Origin of the sequence: Oerskovia sp. USHLN155 (assembly GCF_037145535.1) — a bacterium.
Lineage (GTDB): Bacteria > Actinomycetota > Actinomycetes > Actinomycetales > Cellulomonadaceae > Oerskovia > Oerskovia rustica.
Window position 1 is genome coordinate 278,460 of the sequence record NZ_JBBCXG010000004.1, and the last position, 17,149, is coordinate 295,608.

16 protein-coding genes and 1 tRNA gene are annotated in these 17,149 nt (G+C 71.9%); 4 read left to right on the forward strand and 13 right to left on the reverse strand.

Translation table 11 applies throughout. From position 1 onward, the window contains the following. Positions 1 to 110 precede the first annotated feature (110 nt). The gene (clpB, locus tag WFH32_RS07575; protein WP_336706767.1) at positions 111 to 2,726 is read right to left on the reverse strand and encodes an ATP-dependent chaperone ClpB; all 2,616 of its coding nucleotides are present in this window, start codon (positions 2,724 to 2,726) and stop codon (positions 111 to 113) included. 260 nt (positions 2,727 to 2,986) lie between these two features. On the opposite strand from clpB, the gene WFH32_RS07580 reads away from it, so the two are divergent. Then, positions 2,987 to 3,559, forward strand: a complete 573-nt coding sequence (locus tag WFH32_RS07580) for a hypothetical protein (RefSeq protein WP_336706768.1) — start codon at positions 2,987 to 2,989, stop codon at positions 3,557 to 3,559. A 127-nt stretch (positions 3,560 to 3,686) separates the two neighbouring features. Further along, positions 3,687 to 4,667 carry an alpha/beta hydrolase gene (locus WFH32_RS07585; protein ID WP_191797711.1) on the forward strand — a complete coding sequence of 327 codons (981 nt, stop codon included), beginning with the start codon at positions 3,687 to 3,689 and terminating at the stop codon, positions 4,665 to 4,667. Between the two features lie 41 nt (positions 4,668 to 4,708). Here WFH32_RS07585 and WFH32_RS07590 read toward each other — a convergent pair whose 3' ends face one another. Continuing rightward, positions 4,709 to 5,674: a cation diffusion facilitator family transporter gene (locus WFH32_RS07590; RefSeq protein WP_318244245.1), complete on the reverse strand. Its 966-nt coding sequence runs from the start codon at positions 5,672 to 5,674 to the stop codon at positions 4,709 to 4,711. Between the two features lie 363 nt (positions 5,675 to 6,037). Between WFH32_RS07590 and WFH32_RS07595 the strand changes: the two genes are divergently transcribed. Further along, positions 6,038 to 6,379 (forward strand): hypothetical protein, encoded by a 342-nt coding sequence (locus tag WFH32_RS07595; protein WP_336706770.1) that lies wholly within the window; start codon positions 6,038 to 6,040, stop codon positions 6,377 to 6,379. Between the two features lie 7 nt (positions 6,380 to 6,386). On the opposite strand, the gene mnhG is transcribed toward WFH32_RS07595, so the two are convergent. The 10 genes from mnhG to WFH32_RS07645 form a co-directional block, all read right to left on the reverse strand. Further along, entirely contained in the window at positions 6,387 to 6,815 is a 429-nt protein-coding gene (gene mnhG, locus WFH32_RS07600) for a monovalent cation/H(+) antiporter subunit G (RefSeq protein WP_191797717.1), read from the reverse strand. Then, positions 6,812 to 7,267, reverse strand: coding sequence for a monovalent cation/H+ antiporter complex subunit F (locus WFH32_RS07605; protein ID WP_191797719.1), 456 nt, complete (start codon positions 7,265 to 7,267; stop codon positions 6,812 to 6,814). The genes mnhG and WFH32_RS07605 overlap by 4 nt, the downstream gene beginning before the upstream one ends. After that, a complete protein-coding gene (locus tag WFH32_RS07610) occupies positions 7,264 to 7,956 on the reverse strand; it encodes a Na+/H+ antiporter subunit E (RefSeq protein WP_318244246.1) in 693 nt (230 codons plus the stop codon). Before WFH32_RS07610 ends, WFH32_RS07605 begins: the two co-directional genes overlap by 4 nt. Then, positions 7,953 to 9,524 carry a Na+/H+ antiporter subunit D gene (locus tag WFH32_RS07615; protein ID WP_191797721.1) on the reverse strand — a complete coding sequence of 524 codons (1,572 nt, stop codon included), beginning with the start codon at positions 9,522 to 9,524 and terminating at the stop codon, positions 7,953 to 7,955. The genes WFH32_RS07610 and WFH32_RS07615 overlap by 4 nt, the downstream gene beginning before the upstream one ends. Beyond that, positions 9,521 to 10,069, reverse strand: a complete 549-nt coding sequence (locus WFH32_RS07620; RefSeq protein ID WP_336706828.1) for a Na(+)/H(+) antiporter subunit C — start codon at positions 10,067 to 10,069, stop codon at positions 9,521 to 9,523. Before WFH32_RS07620 ends, WFH32_RS07615 begins: the two co-directional genes overlap by 4 nt. 86 nt (positions 10,070 to 10,155) lie before the next feature. Next, entirely contained in the window at positions 10,156 to 13,218 is a 3,063-nt protein-coding gene (locus WFH32_RS07625) for a Na+/H+ antiporter subunit A (RefSeq protein ID WP_442946316.1), read from the reverse strand. Positions 13,219 to 13,493: 275 nt separating this feature from the next. Further along, positions 13,494 to 14,132 (reverse strand): PadR family transcriptional regulator, encoded by a 639-nt coding sequence (locus WFH32_RS07630; RefSeq protein ID WP_191797725.1) that lies wholly within the window; start codon positions 14,130 to 14,132, stop codon positions 13,494 to 13,496. Positions 14,133 to 14,209: 77 nt separating this feature from the next. Continuing rightward, a complete protein-coding gene (locus tag WFH32_RS07635; RefSeq protein ID WP_191797727.1) occupies positions 14,210 to 15,301 on the reverse strand; it encodes a hypothetical protein in 1,092 nt (363 codons plus the stop codon). Positions 15,302 to 15,366: 65 nt separating this feature from the next. After that, positions 15,367 to 15,942: a dCTP deaminase gene (gene dcd, locus WFH32_RS07640; RefSeq protein WP_191797729.1), complete on the reverse strand. Its 576-nt coding sequence runs from the start codon at positions 15,940 to 15,942 to the stop codon at positions 15,367 to 15,369. Positions 15,943 to 16,070: 128 nt separating this feature from the next. Beyond that, positions 16,071 to 16,622, reverse strand: coding sequence for a TM2 domain-containing protein (locus WFH32_RS07645; RefSeq protein WP_191797731.1), 552 nt, complete (start codon positions 16,620 to 16,622; stop codon positions 16,071 to 16,073). Between the two features lie 137 nt (positions 16,623 to 16,759). On the opposite strand from WFH32_RS07645, the gene WFH32_RS07650 reads away from it, so the two are divergent. Then, positions 16,760 to 16,833 (forward strand) — tRNA-Gly (locus WFH32_RS07650). Positions 16,834 to 16,919: 86 nt separating this feature from the next. On the opposite strand, the gene WFH32_RS07655 is transcribed toward WFH32_RS07650, so the two are convergent. Next, positions 16,920 to 17,114, reverse strand: a complete 195-nt coding sequence (locus tag WFH32_RS07655) for a hypothetical protein (RefSeq protein WP_191797733.1) — start codon at positions 17,112 to 17,114, stop codon at positions 16,920 to 16,922. Positions 17,115 to 17,149: the final 35 nt, after the last annotated feature.

Genomic DNA, 17,149 nt, shown 5'->3' on the forward strand with positions numbered 1-17,149 from the left:
GCGGGTGAAAACCAGACGCTCGGTAGGACCGGGCCCTCCACCGCGAGGTGAGCGGCGCCGTCGGGCAGGAGGAAGCTCCCGCCCGACGACGACACGCGCCGCGAACAGCGTCACCGCTGGACGGTCAGCTCCAGCCCCTCGCCCTCGGTGAGCGACCGGTCGACGACGATCGTGTCGCCGTCCGCGACCTCGCCCGCCAGGAGCTTGCGCGCCAGGCGGTCGCCGATCTCGCGCTGCACCAGGCGGCGCAGCGGGCGCGCACCGTACGCCGGGTCGAAGCCCTCGAGCGCGAGCCACTCGCGCGCGGCCGGGGTGACCTCGAGCGTGAGGCGACGGTCCGCGAGGCGCTCGCCGAGCCGGTCGACCGCGATGTCCACGATCCGCCCCAGCTCGTCGAGGTTCAGCGGGTCGAAGATCACGACGTCGTCGAGCCGGTTGATGAACTCCGGCTTGAAGTTCGACCGGACCGCCGACATGACGGCCTCGCGCTTTGCCGCGTCGTCGAGCATGGGGTCCACGAGGAACTGCGAACGCAGGTTCGACGTCAGCACCAGGATGACGTTGCGGAAGTCGACCGTGCGGCCCTGGCCGTCGGTCAGGCGCCCGTCGTCGAGCACCTGCAGCAGGATGTCGAAGACCTCGGGGTGCGCCTTCTCGACCTCGTCGAGCAGCACGACCGAGTACGGCCTGCGCCGGACGGCCTCGGTGAGCTGGCCGCCCTCCTCGTACCCGACGTACCCCGGAGGGGCACCGACCAGGCGCGCGACGCTGTGCTTCTCGCCGTACTCCGACATGTCGATGCGCACCATGGCACGCTCGTCGTCGAACAGGAAGTCCGCGAGCGCCTTCGCGAGCTCGGTCTTGCCGACGCCCGTGGGGCCGAGGAACAGGAACGAGCCCGTGGGGCGGTCGGGGTCGGCGACGCCCGCACGAGAACGTCGTACGGCGTCCGACACCGCAGCGACGGCGGCCTTCTGCCCGATCAGACGCTTGCCGATCACGTCCTCCATGTGGAGGAGCTTCTCCGACTCGCCCTGGAGCATGCGGCCCGCGGGGATGCCGGTCCACGCTGACACGACCTCGGCGATCTCGTCCGCGCCGACCTTGTCGGCGATCATCGGGGCCTGCGGGGCCGTGGCGGACTCGTCGCTGTCGATCGACGCCTCCTCCTGCTCGGCGGCCTGGAGCTGCTCCTGGAGCTGCGGGATCTCGCCGTACTGGATGCGGCCCGCGGTCTCGAGGTCGCCCTCGCGGATGGCCCGCTCGACCTGGACGCGCAGCTCGTCGAGCTTGGCGCGCAGGTCACCGACACGGTTGTGGCCCGCCTTCTCGGCGTCCCAGCGCGCGGTCAGCGCGGACAGCTCCTCGCGCCGGTCGGCGAGGTCGGCGCGCAGCTTCTCGAGGCGCTCGCGCGAGGCGGGGTCGTCGGACTCCGAGAGCACGACCTCCTCCATCTCCAGGCGCGTGACGGCACGCTGGAGCTCGTCGATCTCGATGGGCGAGGAGTCGAGCTCCATGCGCAGGCGCGACGCGGCCTCGTCGACCAGGTCGATCGCCTTGTCGGGGAGCTGGCGGCCCGTGATGTAGCGGTCGGACAGGGCGGCGGCGGCCACGAGCGCCGAGTCGGCGATCGTCACCTTGTGGTGCGCCTCGTAGCGCTCCTTGAGCCCGCGCAGGATCGCGACGGTGTCCTCGACCGAGGGCTCGCCCACGAAGACCTGCTGGAAACGGCGTTCCAGGGCGGGGTCCTTCTCGATGTGCTCGCGGTACTCGTCGAGGGTCGTCGCGCCGACCAGGCGCAGCTCGCCGCGGGCGAGCATGGGCTTGAGCATGTTGCCCGCGTCCATGGCGCCCTCGCCGCCCGCACCCGCGCCGACGACGGTGTGAAGCTCGTCGATGAAGGTCACGACCTCGCCGTCGGAGGACTTGATCTCCTCCAGGACCGCCTTGAGGCGCTCCTCGAACTCGCCGCGGTACTTGGCGCCCGCGACCATGGCCGCGAGGTCGAGCGAGATGAGCTTCTTGCCCTTGAGGGAGTCGGGGACGTCGCCCGCGACGATGCGCTGGGCCAGGCCCTCGACCACGGCCGTCTTGCCGACGCCGGGCTCACCGATCAGGACGGGGTTGTTCTTGGTGCGCCGCGACAGGACCTGCACGACGCGGCGGATCTCCGAGTCGCGCCCGATCACGGGGTCGAGCTTGCCCTCGGCCGCGGCCGCCGTGAGGTCCTGGCCGTACTGCTCGAGCGCCTTGTACGTGCCCTCGGGGTTGGGGCTCGTCACGCGGCCCGAGCCACGGACCGCGGGCAGCGCCGAGCGCAGCGCGTCGGCGCTCGCCCCGGCGTCGCCGAGGATCTGCGCAGCGGGCGAGGAGCCCGCAGCGATGCCGATGAGCAGGTGCTCGGTCGAGACGTACTCGTCCCCCATGCCCTGGGCCTCCTTCGAGGCCAGGTCGAGCGCGGCCGACGTGCCACGGGACGCGGTGGGCTGGGCGACGGCCGAGCCGCTCGCGGTGGGCAGCGCGACGAGCGCGGCGCGCACCTTCTGGCCGATGGCCTGGGCGTTCGCGCCCACGGCGTCGAGCAGCCCGACGGCGACGCCGCCCTCCTGCGTGAGCAGCGCGGCGAGGAGGTGGACGGGTTCGAGCTGGGGGTTGCCGGCGGCCGAGGCGGTCTGGATGGCCTCGCCGATGGCCTGCTGGGACATGGTGGTGAACTTGGTGTCCATGGGGTCTCCGGATACTTCAGGGTCTGGGTCTACCTGGAACAACAGGACCTGACTTGAGCCTATTCCACTCAACTCTGTCCGTCATGTCGGCGATGAGGCGTCAGGGCGAGGACCGACCGGTGGCCTCCCCTTCTCACCGGCACCGATCCACGGGATGCTGTGGGCGTGAAGACACGACGGCTCGAACCTCTCGCCACCATCGCACCGGACCACTCCGACCGCACCACGGCACCAGCCGCCCGTCTCGACGGGGGTCTCTGATGGACGTCGTGCTCCTCCTCGTCCTCGGCGTCGTGCTGGTCGGTCTCGTCGTGATCGGCGTCGTCGCGTGGCTGCTGCTGCGTCCCAAGAAGGTGCCCGCGCCGCAGCCCTACGGGTACGGCGCTCCGGTCGCCGGTTACCCGAGGCAGCCTGGGCACCCGGGGCAGGGTGCATACCCGGGACAGGTCGCCCCGCCCGCCCAGCCGTACGGCGTCCCTGGCGGGCAGCAGCCCCCGCACCAGCCCTACCCCGCGCAGCCGCCGGCTCCTCCTCAGCCGCCCACGCACCAGTACGCCCCGCCGAGCCCCCCGCCCGCGCCTCCGGTGACTCCGGTGGCTCCCAGCGGTGCGGCCGCGCCCTACGCTCCAGCACCCGTCGCGCCCGCGGCGCCCGTCGCGCCCGCAGCGCCCGCCCAGACGTGGACCGCGCAGGTCACCGACCCCGGTGCCGAGCAGGTCGACGACTCCGAGATGGACGAGTCGACCCGCCTGCGCGAGACCCCTCGGGCCGTCCCGCCCACGACGCCCCCTGCTCCCCCGGTCCCCCCGACGGGTCTCACCCCGCCCGCGTGAGGACCACGGCAGGTCCTGTCGGAGCGAGCGCGGCCCAGGGAGCACGCTCGCTCTGACAGGTGCGTCGCCGCGGTGGACAATGGCGGCACCGCGGCACCGCCCGAGTCCGCGCGCGAAGGGCAGCACCATGACGCACGGCTGGCAGCAGGACGTCCTCGGACCCGACTGGGTCGCCCGCACGCTCGACCTCCCGGGGGGCGACACCGCGACGCTCGTCCGCAGGGCGACGAGCCCCGTGCCCGACCGTGCGACGACCCCGGGGGGTGAGCGGCGCCGTCGGGCCGTGCTGTACGTCCACGGGTTCGTCGACTACTTCTTCCAGACCCACCTCGGCGACGCCTTCGAGGAGCACGGCTACGCGTTCTACGCGATCGACCTGCGCGGGTACGGGCGGTCGCTCGCGCACTGGACCGAGGCCGGCAAGGACCCCAACATGGTCGACGACCTGAGCCTCTACGCCCAGGACCTCGACGCGGCGGCCGCCGTGATCCGGGCCGAGGGGCACGACGAGCTCGTGGTCGTCGGGCACTCGACAGGTGGCCTCGTCACGAGCCTGTGGGCCAACGCGCGCCCCGGCAAGGTGGCTGCGCTCGTCCTCAACAGCCCCTGGTTCGACCTCAACTCGTCCTGGTTCGACCGCGTGATCTCCACCCGGGTGATCGACGTCGTCGGGCGCTTCGCCCCCCGGCTGGTCGTCGGGTCGCTCGACGACGCCTACGGGCAGGCCCTGCACACCGGGACCGGCGGCGAATGGACCTACGAGCTCGGCTGGAAGCCGCACGAGGGCTTCCCCGTCCGGGCGGGCTGGCTGCGCGAGATCCGGCGCGGGCACGCGCAGGTCGCGCGCGGGCTGCACGTCCAGTGCCCCGTGCTCGTCCTGACCTCGACGCGCTCTGGGCCGCACAAGGGCTGGCACCCCGAGGTCGTGACGACCGACAGCGTGCTCGACGTCCAGCACATCAAGGACCGAGCACCCGGGCTGGGCGACGACGTGACGCTCGTCGAGATCGAGGGCGGCGCGCACGACCTCGTGCTGTCCCCCGAGCCGGCGCGGACGGCGTTCCTCGACGAGGTCTTCGCGTGGCTCGACGAGCGGCTGCCGGGCTGACCGGCCCGGTGCCGTAGGGCGACGCGCTGCGGCGCGCCGCCCTACGGAGCCGCCGGACCCGACGAGACCGACGGCACCAGGGACGGCTCGCTCGCCGGGGACACCGAGATGACGGCTCCCGCGATGACGGCCGCCGCGGTCGCCCGCCGCTCGAGCGCGTCGATGCGCTCGGCGACCACGTGCTCGTCGTCGTCCCCCACGAGGTCGACGCTCGCGACGAGGTACAGCGACCGCGGCCCGACGAACTCGAGGCGCAGGTACGTGACCCGGTCGACCTCGGGGTCGGCGAGCAGCTCGCGGAGCACGGCGTCGCGCGTCGCGACCCCCGCGGGCTCACCCACGAGGAAGCGCCGGTTGCGGTCGATGAGGATCCACGAGATGACCCCGAGGATCAGGCCGACGACGATCGAGCCGATCGCGTCGGGCACGGGCGAACCCGTGACCTGGTGCAGGAGGATGCCGACGAACGCCACGACGAGGCCCATGAGTGCTGCGGCGTCCTCGGCGAACACGGCCCGCAGCGTCGGGTCGGACGTGACCAGGACGTGCTGGAGCAGGTCGCGCTCGGCCTTCTTCGCCTCCTTGCGCGCCTGCCGGTTCGCCTGGAGGAACGAGACCCCCTCGAGGACGAACGCGACGCCGAGCACCGCGTACGCGATCCCGAAGTCGTCCGCGGGCTCAGGATGGACGAGCTCCTGGATGCCGTGCGTGATCGAGACCCCCGCCCCCACCGCGAACAGCCCGAGCGCCGCGAACATCGACCACACGTACGCCTCGCGCCCGAACCCCAGGGGATGGTCGTGGTCAGCGGGCTTGCGTGACCGCTTGTTCGCGAGCAGGAGGAACACCTCGTTGCCCGTGTCCGCCCACGAGTGCACGGCCTCGGCGACCATCGACGCCGAGCCCGTGAGCACCGCCGCGGCCGACTTCGCGACCGCGATGAGAAGGTTCGCACCGAACGCGACGACCACCGTGAGCGCGCTCTCGGCATGCTCATCGGTCTTCACGACGCGCGGGCTGTCGGCCACAGGCTGCGTGGGGGGCTGTGCACGGGGCGACGAGGTCATGTAGCGGGTCTATCACCGGACCTGCCGGGGCGCGCGGGGGCCGGTCGCCCTCGGCGGGCGTGTTCGTCACCCTCGGCGGTCGGCCGTGCGGTCGGCTGCGCCAGTGCGAGTCACACCGGTCGTGCTGTGTAGTCTCAGGCCACACACGGTCACGACGGGGGTGCGTTCATGCGAGGAAGCAAGGCGGCCGGGGCTTCGGCTCTGGTGTTGGTGGCGCTGATGGCGGCTGGTTGCAGCGGCGAGAGCAGGGCCCTTCCCGGACCCCCGGAAGAGGTGGTCCAGGCGGGCACGTCCGAGGATGACGTGGCGCAGGATGTCGCCGCGTGCGCGGCTGTCTCCGACGTCATGTCGATCGTGGAGAACGCGGACATCGCCCTGACGGAGGGTCGCGTGGCCGTCCAGGAGCAGCAGGGCTGGTACGAGGTCGCGACACGTGTGCTGCACCGCATCCCCTCGAGCGGTGACAGTGCCGTCAGCCAGGCGGTCGCCGACCTGCAGGGGACCGTTCCGGCGGTCGAGTCCTGGGCGAGGACCGAACCCACGGCCATCAGGTCGGACGCCTGGTCCGTCGCCCTCGACGCCCTGGCCGCGCCCTGCCTCGCGGTGGACTCTGAGCTGTTCACCTCCATGTTCACCGGCGGCTGAGGCCTGCTCACCCTCGGCGGGTACCGCCGTCACCCTCGGCGTCCTCCGCACGAGCCGCCGCCTCGCGGTCGGCCACGTCCTTCTCGCGGTCCGCCGCCTCCTGGTCCGCCGTGAGGTCGTCGAGCACGAGCAGGTCCGGGCGGACCTTGCCGGTCCGATAGCCGGCCCGGCCCACCATGTGCGCCGCGACGGGCGACGTCATGAGCTGGAAGATCACGACGAGCACGAGCATGCCCACGGCCGACCAGCTCCGCAGCCGCAGCCCGAGCGCGATGAGCACGAGGATCAGTCCCAGCACCTGTGGCTTGGTCGCGGCGTGCATGCGCGCGAGCAGGTCCGGGAACCGCACGACACCCACACCGGCGGCGAACGCGAGGAACGCCCCGCACAGCAGGAAGATCGCGGCGACGACGTCGGCCACCAGGGTCCAGCTCATGAGCGTGCCTCCTCGGGTCCGGTCGTGCCGTCGACCTCGGGGGCCGCGGCCTCCTCGACCTCGTGCAGCGCGTCGGGTTCGTGCTCGGCTCCGTGCTCGGGGTCGACGGCCTTCTCCTGCTCGCCCTCCTCGGCCGCGAGGCGCTCGGCCTCCTCGGCCGCGATCTCCTCACGGGTCTTGATGCGCCCTTCGCCCTCGGGTTCGACCGACGCGAACCGGGCGATGGTCACGGACCCGACGAAGCCCACGAGCGAGAGCACGACGAGGATCGGGATGGTCTCGGTGCGCCGGGACCAGGCGGCCTCGAGCGCGATCGTGCCGACGAGCGTCGTCGTGAAGACGTCGAGCGCGATGGTGCGGTCGAGCATCGACGGGCCCTTCTCGGCCCGGACGACGGCGAGCGTCGCGGCCGAGGCGAGGAGCACGGCGCAGATCAGGACGACGACGATCATCGCTGCCCCTCCCCTCGGTCGGTACGTCGTTCGGTCCGGCGAGCGGCGCCGTCGGCCCCGGGGGCCCCGGTAGTCCCGCCCGACGGCGTCGCGCCCGCGGGTTCGGGCGTCTCGCCCCGGTGGTGGTACAGGCCGGCGGCCTTGAGCTCGTCGTTCGACGCGAAGGCGCGCAGCACGCGGGCCTCGAGGTCGAGCGTGTCCTGGCGGACCTTGTCGGCGCCGCCCGCCGCGTCGAGGTCCAGCACGTGGAGGTAGAGCATCCCGGTGAGGCGGTGGGCCTCGATGACGAGCGAGCCGGGCACGAGCGAGCTGAGCTCGGACGTGATGGTCATGTAGATGTCCGAGGGGTTGCGCAGGCGCACGCCGACCACGGCCCCGTGCGGGGTGTGGCGGAAGCGGAAGGCCTGCATGCTCACCTGGAAGGACGCGACGACGAGGTCCGCGACGAACCGGGCGACGAGCACGAGCAGCGGCCAGGGGCGCGCGGTGCCGCTCGTCGCGATCGACGGCAGGGGCATGAACGTGATGAGCAGGCTCGCGAGGAGGATCCCCGCGAGGACGTTGCCCCACGACAGCTCGCCCCACAGCATGACCCACACGACGGTCAGCCACACGACGGTGCGCCACTGCGCGGTGAGACGGTTGAACCAGCCGCCCGCGAGCGGGCCTCTACGACGGTGCAGGCTCACGACCCCTCACCTCCCTGCTCCTCCTCGACGAGGTCGCTCGAGACCCCTTGCCCGCGACCGGAGTCGTCGGGGAAGACCGCGTCGACGTACGTCGAGGGCTGCATGAGGTTCCCCGCGGCCCGCTCGGCGTACGAGTACAGCGGCCCGGCGGCGAACGTGAGGGCCAGGCCGAAGGCGACGAGCGCCGTCGTCGGCCCGACCATGCCGCGCGGCGTGCCGGTCGACGGCAGCTCGACCGGCGCCGTCTGCCAGAACGCCTTGTTCCACGCCTTGACGATCGCGTAGAGCGTCAGGAGCGAGGTCACGACGCTGCCGACGACGAGCGCCCATGTGAGCGGCGTCCCCTGGGCGACGCCTTCCTGGAGCAGACCGACCTTGCCGAGGAAGCCCGACAACGGCGGGATACCCGCGAGGTTCATCGCGGGGATGAAGAACAGGATCGCGAGCCCCGGCGCGATCTTCGCGAGGCCGCCCAGCTTGTCGAGCGACGTGGAGCCGCCTCGTCGCTCGATGAGCCCGACCACGAGGAACAGCGTCGTCTGGACGGTGATGTGGTGCACGACGTAGAAGATCGACGCCGCCATCCCGGCCTCCGACGCCATCGAGATGCCGAAGATCATGTACCCGATGTGGCTGACCAGCGTGAACGACAGCAGACGTTTGATGTCGTTCTGCGCCACGGCACCCAGGATCCCGATCACCATGGTCAGCAGCGCGAGCCACATGAGGACGGTGTCGAGCCGGTTGTCGGGGAACAGCAGCGTCTGGGTGCGGATGATCGCGTAGACGCCGACCTTGGTCAGCAACCCGGCGAACACCGCCGTGACGGGCGCGGGCGCCGTTGGGTAGGAGTCCGGGAGCCAGGCCGAGAGCGGGAAGATCGCCGCCTTGATCCCGAACGCGAGCAGCAGCAGGAGCTGGAGCGTCATGCGGACCCCGGGGTCCACGTCGGGCAGGCGTTCGGCGAGCTGGGCCAGGTTGACCGTGCCCGTCGCGGCGTACGTGAGCGCGATCGCGACGAGGAAGATGACCGACGACAGCAGCGCGACGACGACGTAGATCGACCCTGCGCGTATCCGTTCGCCCGTCCCGCCGAGCGTCAGCAGGACGTAGGACGCCGCGAGCAGGATCTCGAAGCCCACGTAGAGGTTGAACAGGTCGCCCGAGAGGAACGCGTTCGAGACCCCCGCGGCCAGGACCAGGTAGGTCGGGTGGTAGATCGAGACGGGCGCCTTGTCGTGCCCGTCCGCGACACCCTGCCCCAGCGAGTAGAGCAGGACGCACAGCAGCACGAAGCTCGACACCGTGAGCATGAGCGCCGAGAGCCGGTCCGCGACGAGGTCGATGCCGACGGGCGCCGCCCACTCCCCGACGTCGACCACGATGGGGCCGTTGTCGGCCCCCACGAGCAGGCCGATGGAGGCGGCCAGCACCAGCGACAGCGCGGCGACCGAGATGATGTGCTGGGCGCGCGGGTGGCGCCACAGCGCGAGCGCGAGGCCCGCCGCGAACAGCGGCAGGACCACGGGCAGCGGGACGAGGGTCGCGAAGCCGTAGGTGAGGTTCATCGGCCCTCACCTCCCTCGGTGCCGGGCCTGCCCGGCGGCGGGACGTCCTTCTCGGCACGGCCGGCGTCGCGGACGTCGGTCTCCCCGTCCCCGTCGCCGTCGGTCTCGTCGTAGACCTGCGAGGCCTCGTCGTCCAGGGTGGCTCCGCTCTCCTCGGTGTCGCTGTCCTCGAAGGCCGGGGCGTTGCGCGCCGCGTGGCGCGCGACCCGGCGGTCCTCGAGGTCGTCCTGCACCTCGTCGTGACCGTGCAGCTGCCACGACCGGTAGGCCATGGCGAGCACGAAGGCCGTGAGGCCCAGGGTGATGACGATGGCGGTCAGCACCATCGCCTGGACGAGCGGGTCGCTCATCTGGTCGGTGGGGGTCGTCCCGATGAGGGGCGCGCCCCCGGCGCGGCCACCGGCGACGAGGAACATGAGGTTCGCGCCGTTGCCGATGAGGATGAAGCCGATCAGGACGCGGGTCAGGCTGCGCTCGAGGAGCAGGTAGACGCCGGTCGCGAACAGCACCCCGATCGCGAGCACGAGGATCAGGCTCGGGGTCATGTCGATGCTGTCGGTCGTCCGGGCGACGTCCGCCGGGTCCACCTCGGCGGCCGGCAGGACGAGGGCGAGCAGGTTGCTGGTCGAGCTCATCGTCGCCCCCCTCCGATCTGGTCCGGTTCCATCGCTTCCATGGGTCCTGCGTCCTCCCGGGCGGAGGCTTCGGCCTGCCGGTCGATCTCGGCGCCGAGCGTGCGCAGGATGTCGAGCACGAGACCCACGACGACGAGGAACACCCCGACGTCGAAGAACAAGGACGTGACGAGGTGCACGGTCCCGATGAGCGGCAGGCTGATGTCGATCGCGGTGCTCAGCAGGACGCTCTTGCCCATGAACAGGCCGATCAGCCCGACCCCGACGGACAGGAACAGGCCGGTGCCGAGCAGCAGGCCCGGGTGGACCGGTGCGGCCTCACCGAGCTCGTACCGCCCGCCCGCGAGATATCGCACGATGAGCGCGATCCCGACGACGAGCCCGGCCGCGAACCCGCCACCCGGCGCGTTGTGCCCCGAGAACAGCAGGAAGATCGCGAACACGATCATCGAGTGGAAGAGCACGCGCGTGACGACCTCGAAGATGACCGACCGCCGCTGCGGGGCGAGCGTCCTCCCGGCGCTGAGCCACACGAGCATGCGCGGCTGCTTGCCGGCCTCGGTGGCCTGCTCGACGCCGCGGCGGCGCAGGGCGGCGCCCGGGTCCTCCTCGTTGGCCCAGATTCCAGGGGTGGCGCCCCCCGACGACGTCGCGTTGCGCTCGCGCAGGATCTCGCCGCTGCGGGTGCGCAGGAACACGAGCGACGCGACGCCCGTCGCCGCGACGAGGAGCACGGAGATCTCACCCATGGTGTCCCAGGCGCGGATGTCGACGAGGGTCACGTTGACGATGTTCTTGCCGTAGCCGTGGATGTACGCCTCGGCCGGGAAGTCGAGCGAGATGGGGCTCGCGACGCGTGCGAGCGGGACCGTCAGGGCGAAGCCCATCATGACGACGCCGACCGCAACGCCCAGCCCCAGGCGCACCCACCGCGACGCGACGAGCGGACGGTTGGAGAAGTAGGGAGGCAGGCGGCGCAGCACGAGCACCATGACGACGAGCGTGATGGTCTCGACGAGCACCTGGGTCAGCGCGAGGTCCGGGGCGCCGTGCAGCAGGAACAGCATGGCGTTGCCGTAGCCCGCGATCCCGACGAGGATCACGGCCTTGAGGCGGCGGCGCGAGCGGGCCGCGAGGATCGACGCGACGCAGATGGCCGCGACCGCAGCGACCTGCGCCGGGCGGTCCCAGGCCTTGACCTGCTCGGGCCACTGCCCGCCGATGAACATCAGCAGGCCGGGCCCGGCGACCAGGACGACGAGGATCGCACCGAGGTAGAACGGCAGCGAACCACGCTGGGTGACCGCAGTGACGTCCGCCGCGACCTCGTCGAGCCGGCGCATGATCCGCCGGTACGTGCGGTCGGCCTCGGGGCCCGTCCACAAGGAGGCCTGGAACCGTTCGACGGCGTTGCGCTGCCAGAACAGCACCGCACCGACCCCGAGGATCAGGACCGTCAGGCCCAGGGCAGGGGTGAAGCCCGCCCAGAGGACCAGGTGGCCCGGCTCACCGACCGGGTACGTGTCGGCGTAGGGCGCGAGCAGGTCCTCGCCGAAGTGCGGCACGAGGGCCGTCGCGAGACCGAGCAGGGCCAGCACCAGGGCGGGCCACACGAGGAGCGCGGGCTGCCGGTGGATGCGTGCGGGGTCGATCGGTGCGTCGTCGGGCAGGAACCCGGCGCGCTGTGCCGGCGCCGACGGCGCGGCCGAGCCCTGCGCCGCCGCGTCCTTGGTCACGGCGTCGACCCGGACGTGCTCGTTGGCACGCGCCACGGCCGCGGCGACGTGCTGCTTGGTCGCGAACGCCCCCCAGAAGAACCGCACACCGTAGGCGACGGTGAACATCGAGCCCACGACGACGCCGACCAGCACGACGGTGTTCACCCAGGCCGGCCCCTCGCCGTGCAGGAGGGACTCGAGCGCGGCCTCCTTCGCGACGTAGCCCGCGAGCGGGGGCAGCCCGATCATGGACGCGGTCGCGAGCCCGCCGGCGAGCGCGGTCAGGGGCAGCGCTCGCCCGACGCCCGTCAACCGGCGCAGGTCGCGGGTACCGGTCGCGGCGTCGACCACACCGACCACGAGGAAGAGCGACGCCTTGAACATCGCGTGCGCGCCGATCATCGCGAGGCCCGCGAGCGCGGCGGACCGCGTCCCGAGGCCCACGAGCAGGACGATCAGGCCGAGCTGGCTCACGGTGCCGAACGCCAGGACGAGCTTGAGGTCGTGCTGGCGCAGCGCGCGGTAGCCGCCCACGAGGAGCGTGCCGACACCCAGGACGATGACGATCGTGCGCCACACCGTGGTGTCGGAGTACGCGGGGGCGAAGCGCGCGACGAGGTAGACACCGGCCTTGACCATGGCGGCGGCGTGCAGGTAGGCGCTGACCGGGGTGGGCGCGGCCATGGCCGCGGGGAGCCAGAAGTGCAGCGGTATGAGCGCGGCCTTGCTCGCCGCACCGGCCAGGAGGCACACGATCGCGGCGGTCACGGCGCCGCCCGTCGGCGGGTCCGCGATGATCTCCGAGAGGCGGAACGTCCCGCCCTGGACCCCCAGGATCACGACGCCCACGAGCATCGCCAGGCCGCCGGCCGTCGTGACGACGATGGCCTGCATCGCGGCTCGCCGACTCGCCTTGCGGTCCGCGTAGTGGCCGATCAGCAGGTAGGAGAAGACCGTCGTGAGCTCCCAGAAGATGAACAGGAGCAACATGTCGTCCGACGTGACGAGGCCGACCATGGCCCCCGCGAACGCCGTGAGCACGGCCCCGAACCTCCCGAGCCCGGACGCGGTGGGAGAGAAGTAGGCCGAGCAGTACACGAGGACCAGCGCGCCCACGCCGCCGACGAGCAGCAGCATGAGCCAGGACAGGGTGTCCATGCGGAAGGCGAGCTCGAGCCCCAGCCCGGGCACCCACTGGGTGACCTCGGTGGGATGCACGCCTTCCATGACGCGGGTGGTCCAGCTGAGGGCGTAGACAGCGGCGGAGGCGGGCGCGAGGGCCATCACCAAGAACGCCTTGCGGCCCAGCACCGACACGAGTGCGGGCGCGCCGAGTGCCATTGCCAGATGCGCAACGAGCAGATAGAGCACGTCCGCTCCGTCCTGGTCGGGGGCGGGTGGGCGAGAACATGGACAGGCGGCGCCGCGCGGACCGACCGTTCCCGCTCGACGGCGCGCAGGAGAAGGACGGCCCGGAGACACACCGGGTCCGGTAGGTATTTTACCGTTCGACGAGACCCGCAAGACCACTCGACGCCCCGTCGACCGGTGGGAGATGTCACAGGTTCAGCGGGAATGCACCGGCGGGCCACGGATCGGCCACCGCGTGGACCCGACTAGCTGGAGGACGCCGCCCCGTCGGACGCTCTCGCCCGCCACTCGTCGAGACCGCGGAGCGTGCCGTCGCCCAGGCGGCGGACCAGGGCCTCGGTGTACCGGAGCTCGGCGAGCAGCAGCGCGAGCTCGTACTCGGTCTCGGCAGTGAACGGTGCCGGGACCGCCTCGACGCGGCGCTCCACGTCGTCCTCGAGCCGGCGGACGGCGACCCGCAGCGCGACGAGGCGGGTGCGCAGGAGGGCGGCGGCGTCGTCGGGCGCCAGGACCTGCATGAAGCTGAGCGCTGCCAGGAACTGCGGGAACTCCTTGACGGGGGCCCCGAGGAGGCTGCGCATCCAGTCGTCGACCTCGTCGCGCCCGGTGTCCGTGAGGCGGTAGACCGTGCGCTGGGGACGGTTGCCGTCCTGCTCGGTGCCTGCGGGCTCGATGAACCCGTCCCGCGCGAGCGCCGTGATGACCGAGTAGAGCGAGCCGTAGTTCAGCTTGACCGACTCGTCCTTGCGGCCGTCCTTGAGCACGCGCGCGATCTCGTAGGGGTGCATGGGCTTGTCACCGAGCTGCGCGAGGACCGCGAGCGCCAACGGGTTCCCGCGGCGGCGGGCCGTGGCTGCTCCGCTGCCCGCTGCGCCCTGCGACATGCCCACCTCGCCCTGTTCATCCCGTTCCGACCGGACGGTCGAGAGTATGCGGGCAGCCGTGAGAGCGCAACCAACCCTCAGACGTCCTGCGGGTCCACCAGGAAGTCGGCCTCGTCGGCGATCTCGCCCCCCACGGCCGCGTACAGCGACCGGGTCACCGTCGCGACGAGCTCGGCCGCTCGCTTGCGCGCGATCTTGAGCTCGAACGACGGCACCTCCATCTGCGACTCGACGAGGTCCCGCGGCTCCCAGCGCACCCGGTAGGCGACCGCGCCCTGCGACGCCCACGGCAGGTTGCGCAGCAGCAGCGGGAGCTGCTCCTCGCCGCCCACCTCGACCGCCACGAGACCGTCGACACCCATGTCGACCAGGAGCCCGTAGCCGTCGAGGACCTTGCCGCTCGTCAGGGCCACGATGTCGATGTCGTCCGCCTGTGCGTGGAGCGCGCGACGCAGATCCGGGTCGAGCGTCTCGCCCCGGTACAGGGGCAGCTCGCCGATGCCCTGGGGCGGCCCCTGGTACGGGCTGCCCTCCGTCGCGAGCACGACGCGCGGGTGGACCGCCCCGACGACGGCCATCGCGGCCTGCGGGTCGAGCCACACGTCCGAGAAGACCGACATGTCGACCGCGACGCCCGGGTCCGGGGTCAGGACCACGCCCGGCGACGCCGCGTCGGCCGTGTCGACGCGGATCGAGCCGCCCAACCGCCGCGCGACCTCGACGAGCCAGGAGATGACGCGCTCCTCCTCGCGCGTCGGCAGCCCCGCCGGGAACGCGCGCCCCACCCCGTCACGGTCGCCGCCACCGGGGATCGGGGCGTCGCCGCGGTCGCGCGGGCACACGACGTCGAACACCTGGTCCGTGCCCGGCGGCAGGCCGGGGTTGACGCCGTCCGCCGACCACGGCGAGTACGGCCCGGTCAGCGTCGTGTGCCGCGACGTCCGCAGCACGCCGGGCTCGCCCGGCTTGGCGGTGCGGGGCGCCGGGGTCAGGGGATCCGTGCCCGACGGCGCCACGTCCCACCGCGCGCCCGCGAACCTGGACACGGCGAGGGTCTCGACCTCGTCGACCTCGACGTCCCCCGGGAGGGCGAGCAGGTGCCGCGCCTGGTGGGCCTGCGCCGAGGACGCGGGGAACGGCTGAAGGGTCGGGCTGGTCGGCTGCGACACGGTGGGATCGCCCTCTCTGCGGTGGCGACGTCCGATCAGGCGGGCTCGCTCGAGCCGGCTCGGGATCACACGTCGGTGCGGTGGAAGTTCTGCCAGGAGCGCGAGGCCGTCGGACCCCGCTGCCCCTGGTACCGAGAACCATAGATCGACGAGCCGTACGGGTGCTCCGAGGCCGACGACAGCCGGAAGAAGCACAGCTGGCCGATCTTCATGCCCGGCCACAACGTGATCGGGAGCGTCGCAACGTTGCTCAGCTCGAGCGTCACGTGCCCGCTGAACCCGGGGTCGATGAAGCCGGCCGTCGAGTGCGTCAGGAGCCCGAGCCTGCCCAGGGAGGACTTGCCCTCGAGGCGGGCCGCGACGTCGTCGGGCAGCGACACCTGCTCGAACGTGGCCCCCAGGACGAACTCCCCCGGGTGCAGGATGAACGGCTCACCGGGTTCGACCTCGACGAGGCGCGTCAGGTCCGGCTGGTCGGTCGACGGGTCGATGAACGGGTACTTGTGGTTGTCGAACAGCCGGAAGAACTTGTCGAGCCGCACGTCGATGCTCGACGGCTGGAGCATCGCGGGGTCGTAGGGGTCCAGACGGACCCGTCGGGCGTCGATCTCGGCAGTGATGTCGCGGTCGGAGAGGAGCACGGGGCAACCGTACTCCGCAGGACGGCGCGCCGGTGCGCGGTCCCGGGGGCCGAACCCGTGGCCGGTCGGGCGACGACGTGCGGTCGTCCGACCGGCCTCGGGTCCAGCATGCGAGGCGCCCCGTGCCGTCAGCTGCGCAGCGGGCGCCCCGTCGAGTCGACCGAGTACTGACCGCTCTTCGACGTCAGGTAGAGGATGCCCTCGACGAGGCCCCAGATCCAGACCGCCCAGCTCAGCATGCCCAACGAGAGGACCGAGATCAGCAGCATGGTCACACCGATACCGGTGTACCCGAGGTAGAAGCGGTGGATGCCGAACGTCCCGAGGAAGATGCCGAGCAGGCCGGCCGCGAGGCGCGACTTCGCGTTCGGGTCCTCGTAGTAACCGGGCTGCTGGGCACCGTACGCGCCGTACGGCTGCTGGTAGCCCTGCTGGTAGCCCTGCTGAGGGGCTCCGTACCCGTACCCGGGCTGCTGGCCGTACGGGTCCGTGCCGTAGGTCGGCTGCGGCTGCTCGCCGTAGGCGGGCTGCGGCTGACCGTAGCCCGGCTGCTGGGCGTAGGGGTCGGCCGGCGCACCGTAGGCGGGCTGCGGCTGCTCGCCGTAGGCCTGCGGCTGCGCGTACGGGTCCGCTCCAGCCGCAGGATCGGTGGGCTGCTGCTGGTACGGGTTCTCGGACAAGACGCCTCCTCAGGCAGTGCTCAGGCACAAGATGCTGGCATCCTGGCCCGACGTGGGTATGATCGTGGACGCACGCCGGTTCCTCACCGGCTCGCACCGGCCGGAGACGGCCCGCGAGCTGCGGGGTTCCACGTCACGCGGATGTAGTTCAATGGTAGAACTTCAGCTTCCCAAGCTGATAGCGCGGGTTCGATTCCCGTCATCCGCTCCACGACACGAGGCCCCGCACCGGATGGTGCGGGGCCTCGTGCGTTGGCGTGGGACCGGCCGGCGGGTCTGGCCCGCCGTCCGCCGCCGTCACACCTCGTCGCGCGAACGGGACCGGACGAGGGCGCTCCCGATGCCCACCAGCACGGCCACGCCCCCCAGCACCACGAACAGGATCGGGGACTGCGGTCCGTCCTTGCCGGTCAGCGCGGCGACCCCTCCGCCCAGCGCCCAGACGGCGCCGATCACGATCAGGGCGAGCGAGCTCCAGTACCGACGAACCACGAGTCCTCCTACCGGTCCCGGCGCACCAGCGTGTG